Genomic DNA, 18257 nt, shown 5'->3' on the forward strand with positions numbered 1-18257 from the left:
TGGGCTAGGCGGTCATGGCTCCCGCCCGGTTGCATCGAAGGCGAAGTTCAGCGCCACCGAGCCGCCAAGACCCGCTGCCGTCTCGCCGGTGCCGACCGAGAAGGCGTTGCGGTCGATACTGGCGCTGCCCTCGACATGGCGGCGCAGGCCTTCGCCCGAGAGCCTGAAGGTCAGCGACTGCGGCTTGCTCACGCCCTTGAGCGAAAGCGTGCCGTCGGCGCGGAAGCGGTTGGGTCCGGTCTGGGTGACCGAGCTGCTGCGCCAGGTCGCGGTGGGGTTGGCCGAGGCGGCGAGGAAGTCGGCCCCGACCAGCATGCCGTCCATCGTTTCGTCGCCGATCGATGCACTAGCGAGGTTGATGCTCATGCGAATGTCGGCGCTGCCCGGATTCTCGGGATCGAACTTGATCGCGCCGCTCCAGTCCGAGAAGCTGCCCTTGTAAGTGTCCGAGCCGCTGGTGACGGTGAAGCCGAGGCGGCCTCCGCGCTGGATTGCCCAGGTCAGCGGCGAGGCGGGTTCTTCCTCCTCGGCAACCTCGATTTCCTCCGCCACGGGCGTCGCCTCGACGGTCGGCGTGGCGGTGGGCGAAGGCACGGCGGCGGGAGCCTTGGGGCCATAGCCGCCAGCAGCCACGACATCGCTCGAGATCTTCATCCCAGTACCGAAGTAGACGACCACGACCAGCGCGGCGAGCAAGCCCGCGAGTCCGGCCGATCCGCGCGGCCCCATGCGCTTGAGCAGTCCGTCCTTGACCAGGAACTGGTGCCGCAGCGCGCCCGCGACGTGGAGCAGGAACAGCGCGATGCCGATCCAGGCCAGCAGTTCGTGCCCTTCCTCGGCGATCTCGTGCACGGCGTGGGACAGCGGCAGGTGCGGCCAGGGGATCGCGCCCCAGAACATCGTCGGCACCTGGATGCGCGAGGTCGAGACCACCGCCCACCCGGTCAGCGGAGCGCCGATCATGAACACGTAGAGCAGGACGTGCACGGCTTTGGCCAGGAACCCGTTGAAACCCCTTTCGACCGCGGGTGGCGGACGATGGGTCAGCCGCCAGGCGAGGCGCGCCAGCGTCAGCAGCAGGATCGTGATCCCGACCGACTTGTGCAGCTGATAGAGCGCAAAGCCGCTCTCGTTCTTGGGCATGGCGAAGCCGAGCGCGAGCTGGAACGCCAGCGCCAACGCGATCGCCCAGTGAAGGAGGATTGCGACTGTGCTGTAACGCTGCTGTGCGGCTGCTGAATCAATTGTACTCAGTTTCACCCTCCTCGTTGACCGGGTTGCGGTCATTTTCCGAGCATTGGAATTCGTAAAGCTTGCCGTAGCGGTCGCGACGGTAGCGAGTCGTCACTTCGAAGGGTTCGACCAGAGCCTCAGGGTCCACCATTCGCATCTCGTTGACAAGTATGTCCGGGTTGGACGGGTCGAGATGGAGGCGTTCGGTCAACACGAACTGGTCGGAGTGCGGCCAGCCGGTGTCGATCTCCAGGTCCGGGGAGATGCCGCGGGTTTCGACCACCAGCGTGTCGCCGTCCCAGCGGCCGACGGAGTCGCCCATGAAGCTCGGGTCCGGATCTTCCTCGTGCGCGCGGCCATCGGTCCAGATCGTGCGGGTCTGCATCCACGCTTCCTGGTTCACCGTGACGCGGCCGGGAGCGAAGATGAACTCGTACGGGTACTGCGCAAGCCGCATGATCCGCGGCATGCCCGGTGGGCTGCAGTTGGAGCGGTTGCGGCGGACGACGCCGTCGCGCGACCTGGCATCGGCCACCCATTGCTCGCGCCTGGCGAGATATTCGCCCTTGAGCTTGGGTTCGGCCGGCGTGGTTCCCGGAGCGGGCGGGCCGCCCATGACGAACCAGATGCCGCCCCAATCGGGCAGCGCATCGAGTTCGGCGTAATGCCCCTTGGGATTGGCCGCTCCCTGGCCCTCCGTCACGCCCTCTGGCGCCGGCGACTGGGTCGCGGCCCCGAGTTGCGCCGCGGCCGGAGTGGCGAGGCAGAGCGCGGCGCAGGCGGCGCCTGTCAGGAGCCGCATCAGCTCACCGTGCCCAGGGTCGAGCCGTCGGGAAGCTTGACCCCAGCGTAGCTACCGCCGCGGTCGCCGCTGCGCAGCGGGTGGACCCAGATCTTCACCTTGTCGCCGGGCTTGAGCGAGGTGCGCTTCCAGCCTTCCTGGGCGAGGTTGTTGGGACTGGTCATCTCGATGGCCCAGCGTTCGGTCCCCGCCTTGGTGGTGATGTCGGCTTCGATGAAGGCGTGCGGGTTCTGCCACTTGAAGCGGACGACCGAGGCGTCGAGCACCACGGTCTTCTGCATGTCGAACATCGCATAGCTGTGATGCGCGGCGGCGGGGATCGCGAGCGGGGCCAGCAGGAGCGCCGCGAGCGGGAGTAAGCGATTGCGAGTCATGATCCTCTCCATCACAGGCGCGGGACATTCACCGGAGTGCCGTTCTTCGGCAGTCCGGAATCGAGCACTTTGCCATTGGCGAGCTTCACGTCGAGGAACAGGCCCCCGTGCTTGCCATCGCGCAGCGGGTTCATCCGCAGCGAGACCTTGTCGCCGGGCTTTAGCGCGGTGCGCGTCCAGCCCTGGCGCTTGAGGTTGTTCGGGCTGTTGAGCTCGATGCTCCAGTGCACTTGCTTGCCTTCGCTCGGGACGTCGATCTCGATGAAGGCGTGCGGGTTGGTCCACTGGAATTCGGTCACCGTGCCGTCCAGCGTCATGATCTTGCGCTGGTCGAACATGGCAAAGCTGTGGTGAGCCAGCGCCGGGGTGGCGATCATCGCCGCGGCTGCCAGGGCGACAGCGATGGGGGCTATTGCCGCCTTACTTCTCATTGGAAACTCCCTCGACTTCGCTGTGCCCGCGTTCCTCGGCCGTCTCGCTGCCGAGATTGGTGCCGGGCAAGTTGGCATTGTACTGCAAGATGCAGTTGGCCTCGTTGATGTCGGTGTGGTCCGCGCGGTTGAAGCGCTTGGTCGAGCGCCACTCGCCCTGCCACATCTGCGGATCGATCAGGGTGTATTCGACCTGCATGACCTTGCCGCCATCGACCAGCTTGATCCGTTCGATCAGTTCGAACTGGTCGGAGATCGGGATGCCGAGGTCGATGTAGTGGTTGTCGGTCTCGAAGTAGGTGGTGTGCACGACCAGCGTGTCGCCTTCCCAGCGGCCAATCGATTCGCCGTTGTAGCTCGGCACCACCAGGTCGGGATCGCTATGCTCGCGCCCGTCGAGGAAGATCGTCCGCACCGAGTTGTTGAAACCGCTGATGACGTAGATCGCGGTCGGCAGCTGGACGAAGGCATGCGGCCACACGCGCGTCATCAGCATAGGCATGCCCGGCGGGTAGCACTGGCCGATCGCGTCGCGGTAAGTCGTGCCGCGGGCCTGGGCCTTGGGCGCTTCGATCAGCGCCTCGACGCCTTCGGGACCGAACTTGGGATAGGGCGGGCCGAACATGTAGTCGGCAAAGCCCTTGGACAGGTCGATGAACCAGGTTCCGGTGAGGTCGAACGGCGCCGCGGGGCGGGCCTTCTTGAGATTGTCCGGCGCCAGCGCTCCGAGATATCCCGGATGCTTGGGCACCATCTGTTCCAGCCGCTCCGCCGGAATCGGCACGAGCGGTCGGACCACCTCTGGTTGCTGTAACTCCCCTGCGTCTTGCGCTCCGGCCGTCGCCGGAATCAGCGCAAGCGTCATCAATGCTATGCCTCGCCAGGCAGAACTTCGCCGCACCCTATGCCTCCCCTTAAGCCGCTTGCTGCGACCGATTTTTCATTATCATTGCCCTGTCTTTTTGACTTTGACCAGCACCGGACTTGTCATTGGCCTGTTGTGCACTGCAATAGGGCCGGGATGAGGATTGCAATCGTCGACGAAAGCGCCAGCCGCGCCTCGATTATCGAGGAGGGTCTCGCGCAGCTTCCCGACATCGAGCTGTTCGTGCTGACCGAACGGCGCGGGTTGCTGGCGCGCATCGAGGAGATCGCGCCCGACGTCGTGCTGATCGACCTCGGCAATCCTTCGCGCGACGTGCTGGAGGAATATTTCACCGTCAGCCGGGTGGTCGCCCGCCCGATCGCGATGTTTGTCGACGAATCGGACGAGGAGGCGATCGGCGCTTCGATCGACGCTGGGGTTTCGGTCTACGTGGTCGACGGCCTCGCCTCGAACCGCATTCGTTCGGTGCTCGACCTCGCGGTGCGGCGCTTCAACGCCTTTGCGCGGCTGCAGTCGGACCTGGCCGAGGCCAAGGGCAAGCTGGCCGAGCGCGAGACGGTCGACAAGGCCAAGCGGATCCTGATGCAAAGCAAGGGCGTGACCGAGCCGGAGGCCTATGCCGAGCTGCGCCGCAAGGCGATGAGTTCGAGCCGCCGGATCGTCGACATTGCCGAGGCGGTCGTCACCGCCCACGAACTGATGGGGGGCGAATGACCGAGCACCTTACAATCGGCTTCCTGCCCCTGGTCGATGCCTGCCTGCCGATCCTGGCGCACGAGCATGGCTTCGCCGAGGAACAAGGTGTGGCGCTGAGCTTCCAGCGCGACGTGAGCTGGGCGACCGTGCTCGACCGGCTGCTCTATGGCCACAGCGACGCGGCGCACCTGATCGCGCCGCTGGCGATTGCAACGACGCTTGGGCGTGGGCGACCGGCACAGCCGCTTGCGACGCCGTTCGTGCTCGGGCTCAACGGAAATGCGATCACGTTCAGTCCGGAACTTGCGGCCAAGGTCGCTGAGCCCGGCAAGCTGTCCGATCCGGTTCGGCTTGGCGCGGCGCTGGCCGAAGAGGCGCGGGCGAGGGTGGCTGCCGGCAAGCGCCTGCGCTTTGGCGTGGTGCATCGCTATTCGAGCCACAACTACATGCTGCGCTACTGGCTTGCGGCATCGGGCATTCGTCCGGACGAGGACGTCGAGATCGTCACCGTGGCGCCGCCGTTCGTGGCCGATGCGCTGGAGACCGGCGAGGTCGACGGGGCCTGCGTGGGCGAGCCGTGGAACAGCGCGGCGGTCCAGCGCGGCGTCGGCGTGATCGTGCTGGCTACGGCGCAGATCTGGCGACGCGGGGTCGAAAAGGTGCTCGCGTTCCGAGCCCCGGTGCTCGAAGCGCGCCGTCCGGCGGTCGAGGCGCTGATCCGGGCCATGCGCAAGGCAGGCGCCCATTTCGTCGACCAGGCCAACTGGGAGACCAATGCGGAGATTCTCTCGCGGCCAGAGTACCTGGGATCCGATCCCAAGCTGATCCTTGGAGCGATCTCCGACCGGCTCGTGCTGGTGCAGGGTGCGGAGCCGGTGCGGTACGACGACTTCATGTTCCAGCACCGCGAGGCGGCGAACTTCCCGTGGGTCAGCCAGGCTCAGTGGCTCTACTCCCAACTGGTTCGCTGGGACCACATTCCCTACTCGGCAGAGGACGCAGAGGCGGCCGCTCGGGTGTTCCGGCCCGACGTCTATCGTAGCGCGCTGCTCGAAACCGGCGACCTCCTGCCCGGCGCCAGTTCGAAGGTCGAAGGCGGGGTCGGCAAGCTCACCGCGGTGACCGCCCAGCAAGGCGCGATGGTCCTCTCGAAGGACACCTTCTTCGACGGGCGGACTTTCGATCCCGACGACCTCGAACGCTACCTGGATTCGCTCAGGAACGGCTAATTTCGCTGCGCTGCAAAATTTCTCTTTCGCACCTGCAGCGATTCGGATAATCATCGTGCGTCCGGAAGGTCCATCCGATGGCGGGTGGGCTTATTCTTCCGGGTCCAAATTCAACACGCGTGGCAACGTCGCCGCCCGATCCGACCCCTTCAACCGGGTCTAGTCGAGGCGGCTTTTTCGTATTTGCCCGCAGGAGAGGCGCGAGCGGCATGGGGGTCGTTCGTGAAGCTAGTCTCGCCGCGCCTGGGCGCGGTTCATCGCGGGCAATGGCGCTCGCTTCTCATGCGATTTCGCAAAGGGAGGTGTGCGCATGCGTTCGACGGTATTCCTGCTCACAGTTGTTTCCGGCTTGGCCTGGGCTGTCCCTGCGGCGGCAGCGGCAGGCGATCCGATCGATCTCGGGAACGGGGTCCTGCTCGATCCCATCTTCGCCGCGAGGCTGCGCTACGAGACGGTCGATCAGGCCAACCTGCCCGCCAGTGCCGACGCGCTGACATTCCGCGCCCGCGCCGGGATTGAGCTCAAAACTTCAGGAGTTTCGATCCTGGCCGAGGGAGAAGGCACGCTCGCCCTGGTCGACAACTACAACGACACGATCGCCAGCAACGGTGTCGAGCCGTTTCCGATCGTCGCCGATCCGGAGAACCTCGAACTCAACCGCTTCCAGGTGTCCTATCTCAAGGACGGCACCGGGGTGACGCTCGGCCGCCAGCGCATCATTCTCGATAACGCGCGCTTCGTCGGCAATGTCGGCTGGCGGCAGAACGAGCAGACTTACGATGCGGTTCGCGGTGTGGCCAAGTTGGGCAAAGTCTCGCTCGATGCGACCTACTCGGTTTCGCAACGCACCGTGTTCGGCAAGGACAGCCCGAACTCGCACTACAACGGCGACTTCGTGTTCCTGGGCGGCGGGCTCGACCTGCCCGTGGTCGACATCAAGGCCTTCGCCTACCTGCTCGACTACGACACGCGCCTGGCCTTCTCGAGCCAGACCTACGGCTTCCTGGCGACGGCAGGGTTCGACATCCCGGCGGTCGGTAAGCTCAGCGGGCAACTGAGCTATGCCTCGCAGTCCGACTACGGCGCCAACCCGGTCAGCTACAGAGCCGACTACATCAACGCCCAGGCCGGGCTGAGCGTTTCACACTTCACCCTGACCGCCGGCTACGAGGAACTCGGCAGCGACCATGGTGTGGCCGCGGTGCAGACCCCGCTCGCGACTTTGCATGCCTTCAACGGCTGGGCTGACTTGTTCCTGACGACCCCTGCCAACGGCCTACGCGACTACTACGCCACGGTCGGCGCGGCGTTCGGTGTCTCGTTCCTGCCGGGTCTCAAGGCGGACCTGACCTACCACCAGTTCGACAGCGATTTCGGCGGGCTCGACTACGGTTCGGAGTGGGATGCTTCGGTCGGCTTCAAGCTCGGCCCGGTCGCATTGCTGGCCAAGTACGCCAACTACCAAGCGGACCAGTTCGCCGTCGACACCGAGAAGGTCTGGCTCCAGGCCGAGGCGGCGTTCTGATGCGCTCAGCCCAGCACCAGCGAAGCGACCAGCGCAATTGCCAGCAGCGCGCTGACGATCTGCCAGAACCGCACCGGATCGCGCTCGATCAGCGGGCGTCCGCGCAAGGCGGCGAGCTTGAGTTGCGGGCCGCCTCCTTCGAGCGACTGCAGCAGCTCGACCACGTCGTTGAAACGCGCGCTAGGATCGGGCTGGATCGCGGTGAGGATCGCGTCATCGAGCCAACTCGGGATCTCCGGCCGATGGCGCGAGGGCGGTGCGGGCCGTCCGAAGCGGGGGCGCTGGAAGGCTTCCTGCTCGCCGAAGGGCCACTCGCCGGTGAGCCAGCGGTAAAGCGTCACGCCAAGTGCGAACTGGTCGGTCAGGGCATCGCCGGCGTTCCCGTCGAACTGTTCGGGCGCCATGAAGCCGGGAGTGCCGGGGATCTCGTCGCCGTGGAAATCCTCGACCCGCGGCAGGCGGGCGACGCCGAGGTCGATCAGCTTGAGCCCGCCCTTGGCGGTCAGCATGACGTTGTCGGGCTTGATGTCGCGGTGGACCACTTCGAGCCGATGCAGCGCGGCGACGGCGCGGGTCAGGTTGATCGCCTGTTCGAGCGCCTCTTGCAGCGGGGGCAGGCCACGGCCTTCCATCCGCTTCGCCATGGTTTCGCCCTGGAGCAGCGGCTGGACGCAATAGAGCGCGGTCTGCCGGTCCGGGCGGATCGGGTGCGCGGCGATCACGAACGGGCTCGATACGCGCTGAGCCAGAAGCAGTTCGCGGGCGAAGGCCAGGCGAGCGGAGCGCGAGCTCAGGGCATTGGGGCGCGGGAACTTGAGCACGACCTTGCTGCCGTCCTCGGTGTCCACCGCTGCCAGCAGGATGGCGTAACGCCCTTCGCTCAGCACGCGCTCGACGCGGAAGCCGTCGATGCTGGTGCCGGGAGCCAGGGGCTCGATGGCAGGCAGGCTCGAAAGCCCCGCGAGAATCCCGTCGTGGTCGGGTTCAGGCAGGCGGACAATGTCGATCACCAGCGCGGTCGCGTTGTCTTTCGTACCAGCGGCCAGCGCGGCTTCGACGATCTCGTCGGCCGTGGCTTCGGCAGATGTTTCGCGGGCGAGCAGAGCGGCGATACGCGCAGCCGAAAGGGTGCCGTGGACGCCGTCGGTCGTGAGCAAGAGCCGGTCGCGCTCGGCCAGTTCCAGGGTCATGTGGTCGAGCCGCAACTCGGGCTCCATGCCCACGGCGCGGATCAGCACGTGGCGCAAGTCCGGCTCGGGCCTGACGTGGTCGGTCGTGAGGCAGGACAGTCGCCCGCCGGAATAGCGCCAGGCGCGGCTATCACCGGCGTGGACGAGGTGAGCGCGCCTGCCGCGCAGGGCGATAGCGGTCAGCGTCGTCCCGCTGTTGGCCATGGTCTCGCCGCGCGCCTGGGTGTGCAGCCAGCGGTTGTAGGCCGCGAGCGGGATCTGCATTCCGCGCGCCGGGCCAACCGTGTCGGGCACCGCGTAAAACCCCTCGATCAGCGCGCGCACCGCGAGTTCCGCGGCCTGGCGGCCTTGCGCCCCGCCGCTCACCCCATCGGCCACTGCAGCGATCACGCCATGGCGCACGCGTTCGAGCGCGGTGCCGAGGTGGATGCCGCCGAAATCCTGGTTGTCGTCACGCGGGCCCGTCGCGGTCGCGAAGCCCGCCGCCAACACCAGTTCGCCCGCAAACCGCATCAGTTCTCAACCCCTCGCGTGACGCGCCATGCGCCCGCACGTGAGGAAACCAGTCCCTGTTACTTTGCGTCAAGCCCGGTAAGGAGTGCATCATGAACAAGAGCTTCTGGCAGTCGGGTCATCGGCCGACCCTGCTCGCGGCCTTTCTCTATTTCGACGTGTCTTTCATGGTCTGGGTCATGCTCGGACCGCTGGCCCCGATCATCTCGGGCGAGCTTGGGCTCGATCCCGCGCAAAAGGGCTTGATGGTCGCAGTGCCGACGCTGGCCGGGGCCGTGCTCCGGATCGTCAACGGCCTGCTGGTCGACAGCATCGGTCCCAAGAAGACCGGCACGATCAACCAGCTGATCGTGATCGTCGGCCTGCTGATCGGCTGGTGGTTCGGCATCGACAGCTTCGCCGGAACGCTCGTGCTTGGCGTGCTCCTCGGCTTTGCCGGAGCGAGCTTTGCCGTCGCGCTGCCGCTGGCGAGCCGGTGGTACCCGCCCGAGCACCAGGGCAAGGCCATGGGCCTCGCCGGGATGGGCAACTCGGGTACGGTCCTCGCGGCGCTGTTCGCTCCGGGCCTGGCCAAGCTGTTCGGCTGGAACGCGGTTCTCGGCCTGGCGGTGATCCCGCTGGTGGCAATCTTCGTGGTCTACCTCGTGATAGCCAAGGACAGCCCCGACCAGCCCGCGCCGAAGCCGCTCGCAGCCTATGGCGAAGTGCTCAAGGACAAGGACGCCTGGTGGTTCATGCTGTTCTACGGCGTGACTTTCGGTGGTTTCGTCGGCCTGTCGAACTCGTTGTCGATCTGGTTCACCGACAACTTCGGCCTGTCGCCGGTGATCGCAGGTTACTGCACCGCCGCCTGCGTGTTCACCGGCTCGCTCGTCCGTCCGTTCGGTGGGGCGATGGCTGACCGGTTCGGCGGGATCAAGACGCTCACGGTGGTCTACATCGTTGCGGCGATCGTGCTTACGGTGATCAGCACCAATCCCGCCACGCTGCCGCTGGCCCTTGCGCTGTTCGTGGTGGTCATGGGTACGCTCGGGATCGGCAATGGTGCGGTTTTCCAGCTAGTGCCGCAGCGGTTCCGTAACGAGATCGGCGTGATGACCGGCCTGGTCGGGTTCGCCGGCGGGGTCGGCGGGTTCTACCTCGCCTCCTCGCTTGGGTTTGCCCAGAAGCTGACCGGCAGCTCCTCGGCCGGGTTCCTGATCTTCGCCGGCCTCGCGCTGGTGGCGCTGGCCGGGCTTACCGCGGTCAAGGGCCGCTGGCGGACGACTTGGGGTGCCGCGTTGCAGGGCGCTCGCATCTGATCCAAATCCTCCCCGAGCTTGCTCGGGGAGGGGGACCGTTCGCGCAGCGAATGGTGGAGGGGTGTGGCACACTTCCGCCTACCCCTCCGTCACGCTCCTGCGGAGCGCGCCACCTCCCCGAGACAAGCTCGGAGAGGATTTTATGCTGCAGTGCAAAAATCGCTTGCCCGGAATCGCGCGAATCAGGTAAGCATGGCTCAAGCGGAACCGGCCTCGTCCACTGACGGACGAACCCAGGCCGAACCGTCCTAAATCAACATCGCGTGGCAATGGCGCCGCCAGTCTCCCCGAAAGGGCACGACTTGGCGGCTTTTTTGTGTGCGCGATCGGTCCGAAGGGGTCTGACGAGTGAACGCACCCACGAGCTTCGACAAGGCCAGCGCCTTGAGGGAGAAACTGGTCGTCATAGGCAACGGCATGGCCGGCTGCCGCGCGGTCGAGGAGATCCTGGCGCGGGACCCAGAGCGGTTCGACATCACCATCTTCGGCGCCGAGCCGCGAGTGAACTACAACCGCATCATGCTCTCGCCGGTGCTGGCGGGCGAGAAGACCTTCGATGAGATCGTCCTCAACACCGCCGAATGGTACGCCGAGAACGGCATCGAGCTGGTCGGCGGCGACCCTGTCGATCACATCGACCGCGAGCGCCAGACCGTGGTCAGCCGCTCAGGCCGGGCGGAGCCTTACGACAAACTGCTGATCGCGACCGGCTCGGATCCGTTCATCATTCCCGTAGCAGGCCGCGACCTTCCCGGCGTGGTGACTTTCCGAGACCTCGATGACGTCGATAAGATGCTCGCCGCGGCAGGGCAGGGCGGCAACGCCGTGGTGATCGGCGGCGGTCTGCTCGGGCTCGAGGCAGCGCATGGCCTTTCGCTCCGCGGCATGAAGGTCACCGTGATCCACCTCATGCCGACGCTGATGGAGCGCCAGCTCGATGAAGCCGCCGGGTGGCTGCTCAAGACCGAACTCGAACGCCGCGGCCAGACGATCCTGACCGGTGCCGACACGCAGGAGATCATCGAAAAGGACGGCCACGTCGCCGGAGTGCGGCTGAAGGACGGGCAAGAGATCCCAGCCGACATCGTGGTCATGGCGGTCGGCATCCGCCCCTCGACCATGCTCGCCAAGACCGCCGGGCTCGACTGCGAACGCGGGGTTATGGTCGACGATCACATGGTTACGTCCGACGCTAACGTGCTTGCGGTCGGCGAATGCGTGCAACACCGGGGGCTGTGTTACGGCCTCGTCGCGCCGCTATGGGAGATGTGCCGTTCGCTCGCCGATCACCTCACCGGCACGCCCAGCGGGTACCAGGGATCGGTAACCTCAACCAAACTTAAGGTTTCCGGAATCGACGTGTTTTCGGCCGGTGATTTCTCCGGCGGAGACGGGGCCGAGGACATCGTCATGCGCGACGCCGCACGCGGGGTCTACAAGCGGGTGGTGCTCAAGGACGACAAGATCGTCGGCGCGGTGCTCTACGGCGATACCGCCGACGGGAACTGGTACTTCGACCTGCTCAAGAAGGCGGAGGACATCTCCGAGATCCGCGACGGTCTGATCTTCGGCCAGGCCTTCGCACTCGGCGGGGGCGCCAACGCGGACCCTAACGCCGCCGTTGCCGCCCTCTCGGACGACGCAGAAATCTGCGGCTGCAACGGCGTATCCAAGGGCAAGGTCGTCGATACCATCCGCGCCGGGGCCTGCAGCCTCGATGCGGTCCGCTCGCAGTGCAAGGCCTCGGCCAGCTGCGGTTCGTGCACCGGCCTCGTCGAAAGCCTGCTGGCGCTGACCCTCGGTGACGAGGTCCAGGCGGGCGCCAAGACGCTGTGCAAGTGCACCAGCTTCACTCACGACGACGCGCGGCGCCTGATCGTGGAGAAAGAGCTGCGGGCGATGCCGCAGGTCATGCAGGAATTGCATTGGACCACGCCCGACGGCTGCGCCTCGTGCCGCCCGGCGCTCAACTACTACCTGCTGTGCGCCTGGCCCGGCGAGTACGAGGACGACCAAAAGAGCCGCTTCGTCAACGAGCGCCTCCACGCCAACATCCAGAAGGACGGCACCTACTCGGTGGTGCCGCGCATGTGGGGCGGCCTCACCAATCCGCGCGAGTTGCGGGCGATCGCCGATGTGGTCGAGAAGTATGACGCACCGATGGTCAAGGTCACCGGCGGCCAGCGGCTCGACATCTTCGGGATCAAGAAGGAGGACCTTCCCGCGGTCTGGGCCGACCTCAACGCCGCCGGGATGGTCTCGGGCCACGCCTACGGCAAGTCGCTGCGCACGGTGAAGACTTGCGTCGGCAGCGAGTGGTGCCGCTTCGGCACCCAGGATTCGACCGGTCTCGGGGTCAAGATCGAGCAGATGACCTGGGGCAGCTGGATGCCGCACAAGTTCAAGATCGCGGTCAGCGGCTGCCCGAGGAACTGCGCCGAGGCGACGATCAAGGACTTCGGCGTGGTCTGCGTCGATAGCGGCTACGAGCTGCACATCGGCGGCAATGGCGGGATCAAGGTCCGCGCCACCGACCTGCTGTGCAAGGTCGGCACCGAGGAAGAGGTGATGGAACACTGCGCCGCCTTCATCCAGCTCTACCGCGAGGATGCGCACTACCTCGAGCGCACCGCCCCGTGGCTCGAGCGCAAGGGCCTCGAGTGGATCAAGGCGCAGATGTTCGACGATCCCGACACGGTCCGCCGCCTCGCCGCGCGGTTCCGCCAATCGCAGAAGTTCATGCAGAACGATCCCTGGGCCAAGCGCGCCAGTGGCGATCGCAGTGATCTCCACCAGCACCTTGCCACGATCCGTCCGGCCCTCACGGAGTATGCGTAACATGCAGGCCAAATGGCTCGATATCGGCCCGGTCACCCAGATCGAACCGGGCATGGCGGCGACCCTGCCGGTGATCGGCGGCGAGGAGATCGCGGTGTTCCACACGATGCGCGGCGAGTTCTACGCGCTGGTCAACAAGTGCCCGCACAAACAGGGTCCGCTGAGCCAGGGCATCGTCCACGGCGACAGCGTGACCTGCCCGCTGCACAACTGGCGCATCTCGCTGCGGAGCGGCGAGGCGCTGGGGGATGACGAAGGTTGCGTGCCGACGATCCCGGTCAAGGTCGATGCTGGGCGGATCTACTTGCTGCGAGAAGCGGTGGTGCCGCCGACGCCGGCCCAGAGGAAGGCAGCCTGACGATCATGCAGCCCATTCGCACCACCTGCGCCTATTGCGGTGTCGGCTGCGGAATCAAGGCCACGGTCACCGGCGAGCGTGAGGTCACCATCGCCGGAGACGCCGAGCACCCTGCCAATCGCGGCAAGCTCTGCTCCAAGGGCACGCACCTTGGCGAAACGGTCGGCCTCGAAGGGCGGCTGCTCTACCCGGAGATCAAGGGCAAGCGTGCAAGCTGGGACAAGGCGATCCGCCAAGTCGCCCGCACCTTTGCCGAGACCATCGAGCGTCACGGCCCGGACAGCGTCGCCTTCTACGTTTCCGGCCAGCTGCTGACCGAGGACTACTACGTCGCGAACAAGCTGATGAAAGGCTTCATCGGCTCGGCCAACATCGACACCAATTCGCGCCTGTGCATGTCGAGCGCCGTCGCCGGGTACACCCGCGCTTTCGGCGAGGACGTGGTCCCTGCCACTTACGAAGATCTCGACAAAGCCGACCTCGTGGTGCTCGTCGGCTCGAACACCGCCTGGTGCCACCCGGTGGTTTACCAGCGGATCATGGCCGCCCGCCTCCTGCGCGGCACCAAGGTCGTGGTCATCGACCCGCGCCGGACCGAGACTTGCGAGGAAGCCGACCTCCACCTCCAGCTTCGTCCCGGCACTGACGTCGCGCTGATGAACGGGCTGCTCGCCTATTGCCGCGACGCGGGCGTGCTGGACGAAGCCTTCCTGGCCCAACACGTCGCGACCCCCGACGATTTCTGGAGTGCGCTCGGCGAAGGGTCCGACTTATGGTCCACCGCTCGCACTTGCGACCTCGCCCCGCTCGATCTCAAGCGCTTCTTCGAGCTGTTCGCGGCCAACCCGCGCACGGTCACGCTGTTCAGCCAGGGCATCAACCAGTCGATCCGCGGCACCGACCAGGTCAACGCCATCGTCAACGTCCACCTCGCCACCGGACGCATCGGCAAGCCGGGCGCGGCGCCATTCTCGATCACTGGCCAGCCCAACGCGATGGGAGGGCGCGAGGTCGGCGGGCTCGCCTCCACCCTGGCGGCGCACCGCGACTTTGCACCCGAAAACGTCGCAGAAGTTAAGCGCTTCTGGGCCGCCCCGCGCATGGCCGAGAAGCCCGGCCTCAAGGCGGTCGACCTGTTCCGCTCGATCCGCGAGGGGCGGGTCAAGGCGCTATGGGTCATGGCGACCAACCCGGCGGTCTCGCTGCCCGATGCCGCGCAAGTGCGCGAGGCGCTGGCCCTGTGTCCGTTCGTCGTCGTGTCCGATTGCATCGGCGATACCGACACCTCGCGCTTCGCCGATGTGAAGCTCCCCGCCGTGGGCTGGGGCGAGAAGGACGGCACGGTCACCAACAGCGAGCGCCTGATCAGCCGCCAGCGCGCACTGATGCCGGCGCCTGGGGAGGCCAAGCCCGATTGGTGGATCGTCACCCAGGTCGCCCGCGCGATGGGCTGGCGCGATGCCTTCGCATACGAAAACGCCGCGGATATCTATCGCGAGCACGCCCGCCTTTCCGCCTATCGCAACGAGGGCAAGCGCAAGTTCGACATTGGCTTCCATGGCGCTATCACCAATCGCGAATACGATGCCATGGAGCCGACCCGTTGGGGTGGCGCTCCGTTTGCGGAAGGCCGCTTCTCCACCCCGGACGGTAAGGCGCGGCTGATCGCAGTCGAGCAGCGCGAGCTCGACCCGGCTTTGGCCAAGTGGCCGCTCACGCTCAACACCGGCCGCTATCGCGACCAGTGGCACACGATGACCCGCACCGGACTCTCACCCAGGCTGTCGCAGCACCGGCGCGAGCCGCAAGTCGAGATCCACTTCCTCGACGCGGAGCAGCAGGGAATTGGCGACGGTGACCTTGTCCGCGTGGCCACTCCGCAGGGCGAAAGCGTGTTCCGCGCGGTCATCAGCGAAGGCCAGCGCCGTGGCGAGATCTTCACTCCGATCCATTGGACCGACCGCCAGTCGAGCGGTGGACGAACCGGCTTGCTGCCGCGTCCGCTGGTCGATCCGCACTCAGGGCAGCCGGGCTTCAAGTCCACTCCGGCGCGGCTCGAGAAGCTGGCGGTCGAATGGCGCGGCTTCCTGATCGCGCGCGAGGTGCCCGAACCGATCGGCGCGGACTACTTCACCAAGGTCAAAGTCGGGCAAGGTTGGCTGGTCGAACTGGCCGGAAACGGCGAGCCCGATGTTACGCTCGGCAATCTGCTCGCGGGTGGCCAGCGGATCGAGAGCCTCGACCGTGCACGCGGCGGATGGCGGGCGGCGGTGCTCGACGGCAATGGTCGCCTGAGCGCCGCGCTATTCGTCAGCAGTGCAGGCCGCCTGCCCGATCGCGAATGGCTGATCGCCCAGCTTGCCGCCGCCGAGACGGCGAGCTCGGTCGAGTTGCTCGCTGGCCGCCCGGCAACGCCGCAAGCCGATCGCGGGCCGATCGTCTGCGTGTGCTTCGACGTCGGCATGAAGACCATCGTCGAGGCCATCGGAAGCCAGGGCCTGATCAGCGTCGAGGCTGTCGGCAAAGCGCTGTCTGCAGGGACCAACTGCGGCTCGTGCAAGCCGGCGATCCAGCGCCTGATCGGCGAAACCAAGGAAGCAGCCCATGCGTGATCCTGACTTTGAGCCCGGAATGGTGTGGCTGGTCGGCGCGGGGCCGGGCGACCCAGAGCTGCTGACGCGCAAGGCCGAACGGCTGATGCGGAGCGCGAGCGTGATCTTCTACGACGCACTCGTCGGCCCTGGCGTGCTGGACCTCGTGCCACGCGGGACCAGGCTGGTTTCGGTCGGCAAGCGATCTGGCCGGCACTCGAAGGATCAGAAGACCATCGACATGCTGATCGTCGAAGCGGCTTTGGCTGGTGAGCGGGTGGTGCGGCTCAAGGGCGGCGATCCGTCGATCTTCGGCCGCTCGACCGAGGAGCTTGAGGCTTGCCGCGCTGCCGGGGTGGCGGTGCGGATCTGTCCCGGCGTCACCGCGGCGAGCGCGGCAGCGGCAGGCCTGGGTCTCTCGCTGACCCTGCGCGGCCTCGCCCGGCGCCTGACTTTCGTCACCGCGCACGCGCGGGCGGGCGAGGAACTCGATCTCGATTGGCAGGCGCTCGCCGATCCCCAGGCGACGCTGGCGATCTACATGGGCAAGGCTGCGGCGCCGGTCGTCTCGAAGCAGTTGATCGAAGCCGGGCTCGCGCCCGACACGCCGGTCGCGTTGGTCGAGAACGCCAGCCTTGAGGAGGAACGCCACTTCACCACCCGCCTGGACCTGCTTCCGCTCGCGGCCCGGACAGCGCTTGGTGATGGACCGGCGCTGATCCTCGTGGGCCGCGCGCTTGCTTTAGGCCAAGAGAAGCCCATCCCCAGCGCGGATGTGGCGGCACCCAGCGAACGGGATCAGGCAACTCCACTCCGTTCGTCCTGAGCCTGTCGAAGGGCGCTAGAGCGGCGCCTGCGTGGTTCGACAAGCTCACCACGAACGGGAGGGGGGCTTTTGCTGGTCGCCTACCCGAGCCGTCGAGTCAGGCGAGCGAGCGTGGCTTCGTCGCCCTGCCAGGTCTGCGCGAACAGGCCCTGGGGTCCGAACAAGGCCGCCGCGATCCCGCTTGAACCGGTATTCGCCCATAGCGTGACCAGCTGGGTGGCCATGGGGTCATCTACCGGCCTGCGGTCCCCCCGGACATGCTTGAGCCAGGCGGCGAGGGCTTCGATCAACGCTGGACAAGGCGCCCCGCGCCGCTGGTGATAGGCGAGCGTTTCGAGCCAACGCTGCGGGATCTTCTGGCTGCCATCCATCGCGATCTGGATCAGGCGATGGTTGAGCGCCGGGTCGGCAAAGCGGGCGATTAGCGCGTCGGCATAGGCTTCCAGGTCCTGCCCTGGAGCCGGTGACAAACTGGTTGCCGCTTCCTGCCGCATCAAGCGTTCCACCAGCCCGCGCAGCATGGGATCGGCGATGGCCTCGTGGACGAATTCATAACCGAGCTCGAGGCCGCAATAGGCGAGCGCCGAATGCGCGCCGTTGAGCATGCGAAGCTTGGCGGTTTCGTAAGGCTCCACGTCGCGGACGAGTTGGGCGCCGTGTCGTTCCCAGCGGGGTCGGGGACCGGCGAAGCGGTCTTCGATCACCCACTGGCTGAAGCGCTCGGTGAAGATCGCGCCCTCGTCGCGCACGCCGAGCTGACCTTCGAGCCAGTCGATGTCGGCGGGGGTCGTGGCCGGGACGATCCGGTCGACCATGGTGCTGGGGAAGGCGCACTCCGCAGCGACCCAGGCGGCGAGGTCCGGGGCCCGTTCGGCGAGCCATTCGCCGAACAGTCGTTCCAGTTCGCGGCCATTGGCCGGGAGGTTGTCGCATGACACCAACGTCAGGCCGGGAAGGTCGTGCTCACGCCGGAGCCGCAACCCTTGGGTCAGCAAGGGGTAGAAGCTCGCCTCAGCCGCCGCCAAGTCGAGCGATCCGCCGGGCCGGCGGGCGTAGCCTTTCTCGGTCACGGTGAAGCTGACGATGCTCACGGACTGCGAGCCGAGGCGGGCGATGACCTTCTCCGGCTCTTGCGCCGCGACCAGCACCTCGCGCACCGCTCCGATCACGCGCGTCTCGCTGTCATCGCCGCTACGTTCGGTCAGGGTGTAGAGGCCGTCCTGCGGATTGAGCTGCTCGGCGACAGTGGGCGAGCGGAGCGAAACGCCCGAGATCGCCCAGCCGCGCTCGCCGGCGTCCATGCACAAGTCGGTATACCAGGCCTGGTGCGCGCGGTGGAACGCGCCGAGGCCGAAGTGGACTATGCCGATCTCCTGCGCCGCGCGCTCGTAAGAATAGCGCGCGATGCCGGGTGGGACGTGGTCGAGACTTGTAGCCGAAAGCCTCATTCTCCCCTCCGTTGCG

The 18257-nt window shown here is 66.5% G+C and carries 15 protein-coding genes; 8 read left to right on the forward strand and 7 right to left on the reverse strand.

Annotated elements, in window-relative coordinates:
- Nucleotides 1-12 precede the first annotated feature (12 nt).
- From ASD76_RS15570 to ASD76_RS15590, 5 genes are read right to left on the reverse strand one after another with little or no spacing between them, the layout of a single operon-like run.
- Entirely contained in the window at nucleotides 13-1260 is a 1248-nt protein-coding gene (locus tag ASD76_RS15570; protein ID WP_235506800.1) for a cytochrome b/b6 domain-containing protein, read from the reverse strand.
- A complete protein-coding gene (locus ASD76_RS15575) occupies nucleotides 1241-2035 on the reverse strand; it encodes a hypothetical protein (RefSeq protein WP_055925171.1) in 795 nt (264 codons plus the stop codon). Before ASD76_RS15575 ends, ASD76_RS15570 begins: the two co-directional genes overlap by 20 nt.
- Nucleotides 2035-2409 (reverse strand): DUF6152 family protein, encoded by a 375-nt coding sequence (locus tag ASD76_RS15580; protein WP_156457760.1) that lies wholly within the window; start codon nucleotides 2407-2409, stop codon nucleotides 2035-2037. Before ASD76_RS15580 ends, ASD76_RS15575 begins: the two co-directional genes overlap by 1 nt.
- An 11-nt stretch (nucleotides 2410-2420) precedes the next feature.
- A complete protein-coding gene (locus ASD76_RS15585; protein ID WP_156457761.1) occupies nucleotides 2421-2840 on the reverse strand; it encodes a DUF6152 family protein in 420 nt (139 codons plus the stop codon).
- Complete coding sequence (locus ASD76_RS15590) at nucleotides 2830-3705, reverse strand: hypothetical protein (RefSeq protein ID WP_055925180.1); 876 nt, start codon at nucleotides 3703-3705, stop codon at nucleotides 2830-2832. Before ASD76_RS15590 ends, ASD76_RS15585 begins: the two co-directional genes overlap by 11 nt.
- Nucleotides 3706-3861: 156 nt before the next feature.
- On the opposite strand from ASD76_RS15590, the gene ASD76_RS15595 reads away from it, so the two are divergent.
- From ASD76_RS15595 to ASD76_RS15605, 3 genes are all read left to right on the forward strand, one after another.
- A complete protein-coding gene (locus ASD76_RS15595) occupies nucleotides 3862-4440 on the forward strand; it encodes an ANTAR domain-containing response regulator (protein ID WP_055925183.1) in 579 nt (192 codons plus the stop codon).
- Nucleotides 4437-5651, forward strand: coding sequence for an ABC transporter substrate-binding protein (locus ASD76_RS15600; protein ID WP_055925186.1), 1215 nt, complete (start codon nucleotides 4437-4439; stop codon nucleotides 5649-5651). Before ASD76_RS15595 ends, ASD76_RS15600 begins: the two co-directional genes overlap by 4 nt.
- Nucleotides 5652-5961: 310 nt before the next feature.
- Nucleotides 5962-7176, forward strand: coding sequence for a hypothetical protein (locus tag ASD76_RS15605; protein WP_055925189.1), 1215 nt, complete (start codon nucleotides 5962-5964; stop codon nucleotides 7174-7176).
- 5 nt (nucleotides 7177-7181) lie between these two features.
- On the opposite strand, the gene ASD76_RS15610 is transcribed toward ASD76_RS15605, so the two are convergent.
- Entirely contained in the window at nucleotides 7182-8879 is a 1698-nt protein-coding gene (locus ASD76_RS15610) for a bifunctional protein-serine/threonine kinase/phosphatase (RefSeq protein ID WP_055925192.1), read from the reverse strand.
- 92 nt (nucleotides 8880-8971) lie between these two features.
- On the opposite strand from ASD76_RS15610, the gene ASD76_RS15615 reads away from it, so the two are divergent.
- The 5 genes from ASD76_RS15615 to cobA all read left to right on the forward strand — a co-directional run bounded on the left by ASD76_RS15615 (nucleotide 8972) and on the right by cobA (nucleotide 16793).
- Nucleotides 8972-10180 carry a nitrate/nitrite transporter gene (locus ASD76_RS15615; protein WP_055925195.1) on the forward strand — a complete coding sequence of 403 codons (1209 nt, stop codon included), beginning with the start codon at nucleotides 8972-8974 and terminating at the stop codon, nucleotides 10178-10180.
- A gap of 348 nt (nucleotides 10181-10528) precedes the next feature.
- Nucleotides 10529-13018, forward strand: a complete 2490-nt coding sequence (gene nirB / locus ASD76_RS15620; protein WP_055925196.1) for a nitrite reductase large subunit NirB — start codon at nucleotides 10529-10531, stop codon at nucleotides 13016-13018.
- A 1-nt stretch (nucleotide 13019) separates the two neighbouring features.
- Complete coding sequence (gene nirD / locus ASD76_RS15625) at nucleotides 13020-13376, forward strand: nitrite reductase small subunit NirD (RefSeq protein ID WP_055925199.1); 357 nt, start codon at nucleotides 13020-13022, stop codon at nucleotides 13374-13376.
- A gap of 5 nt (nucleotides 13377-13381) precedes the next feature.
- On the forward strand, nucleotides 13382-15988 hold the full coding sequence (locus ASD76_RS15630) for a nitrate reductase (RefSeq protein WP_055925202.1): 2607 nt from the start codon (nucleotides 13382-13384) through the stop codon (nucleotides 15986-15988).
- Nucleotides 15981-16793 carry a uroporphyrinogen-III C-methyltransferase gene (cobA, locus tag ASD76_RS15635; protein ID WP_055925204.1) on the forward strand — a complete coding sequence of 271 codons (813 nt, stop codon included), beginning with the start codon at nucleotides 15981-15983 and terminating at the stop codon, nucleotides 16791-16793. Before ASD76_RS15630 ends, cobA begins: the two co-directional genes overlap by 8 nt.
- Before the next feature lie 80 nt (nucleotides 16794-16873).
- Here cobA and ASD76_RS15640 read toward each other — a convergent pair whose 3' ends face one another.
- Entirely contained in the window at nucleotides 16874-18241 is a 1368-nt protein-coding gene (locus ASD76_RS15640) for a mannitol dehydrogenase family protein (protein ID WP_055925207.1), read from the reverse strand.
- Between the last annotated feature and the right edge of the window lie 16 nt (nucleotides 18242-18257).

Source organism: Altererythrobacter sp. Root672, assembly GCF_001427865.1.
GTDB lineage: Bacteria > Pseudomonadota > Alphaproteobacteria > Sphingomonadales > Sphingomonadaceae > Croceibacterium_A.

Coding starts and splice junctions, on each gene's coding strand:
- ASD76_RS15575 (WP_055925171.1), bottom strand. CDS start 2,035: ATGCGGCTCCTGACAGGCGCCGCCTGCGCCGCGCTCTGCCTCGCCACT.
- ASD76_RS15600 (WP_055925186.1), top strand. CDS start 4,437: ATGACCGAGCACCTTACAATCGGCTTCCTGCCCCTGGTCGATGCCTGC.
- ASD76_RS15605 (WP_055925189.1), top strand. CDS start 5,962: ATGCGTTCGACGGTATTCCTGCTCACAGTTGTTTCCGGCTTGGCCTGG.
- ASD76_RS15585 (WP_156457761.1), bottom strand. CDS start 2,840: ATGAGAAGTAAGGCGGCAATAGCCCCCATCGCTGTCGCCCTGGCAGCC.
- ASD76_RS15595 (WP_055925183.1), top strand. CDS start 3,862: ATGAGGATTGCAATCGTCGACGAAAGCGCCAGCCGCGCCTCGATTATC.
- ASD76_RS15640 (WP_055925207.1), bottom strand. CDS start 18,241: ATGAGGCTTTCGGCTACAAGTCTCGACCACGTCCCACCCGGCATCGCG.
- ASD76_RS15615 (WP_055925195.1), top strand. CDS start 8,972: ATGAACAAGAGCTTCTGGCAGTCGGGTCATCGGCCGACCCTGCTCGCG.
- ASD76_RS15590 (WP_055925180.1), bottom strand. CDS start 3,705: ATGACGCTTGCGCTGATTCCGGCGACGGCCGGAGCGCAAGACGCAGGG.
- ASD76_RS15610 (WP_055925192.1), bottom strand. CDS start 8,879: ATGCGGTTTGCGGGCGAACTGGTGTTGGCGGCGGGCTTCGCGACCGCG.
- ASD76_RS15630 (WP_055925202.1), top strand. CDS start 13,382: ATGCAGCCCATTCGCACCACCTGCGCCTATTGCGGTGTCGGCTGCGGA.
- ASD76_RS15580 (WP_156457760.1), bottom strand. CDS start 2,409: ATGACTCGCAATCGCTTACTCCCGCTCGCGGCGCTCCTGCTGGCCCCG.
- nirD (WP_055925199.1), top strand. CDS start 13,020: ATGCAGGCCAAATGGCTCGATATCGGCCCGGTCACCCAGATCGAACCG.
- cobA (WP_055925204.1), top strand. CDS start 15,981: ATGCGTGATCCTGACTTTGAGCCCGGAATGGTGTGGCTGGTCGGCGCG.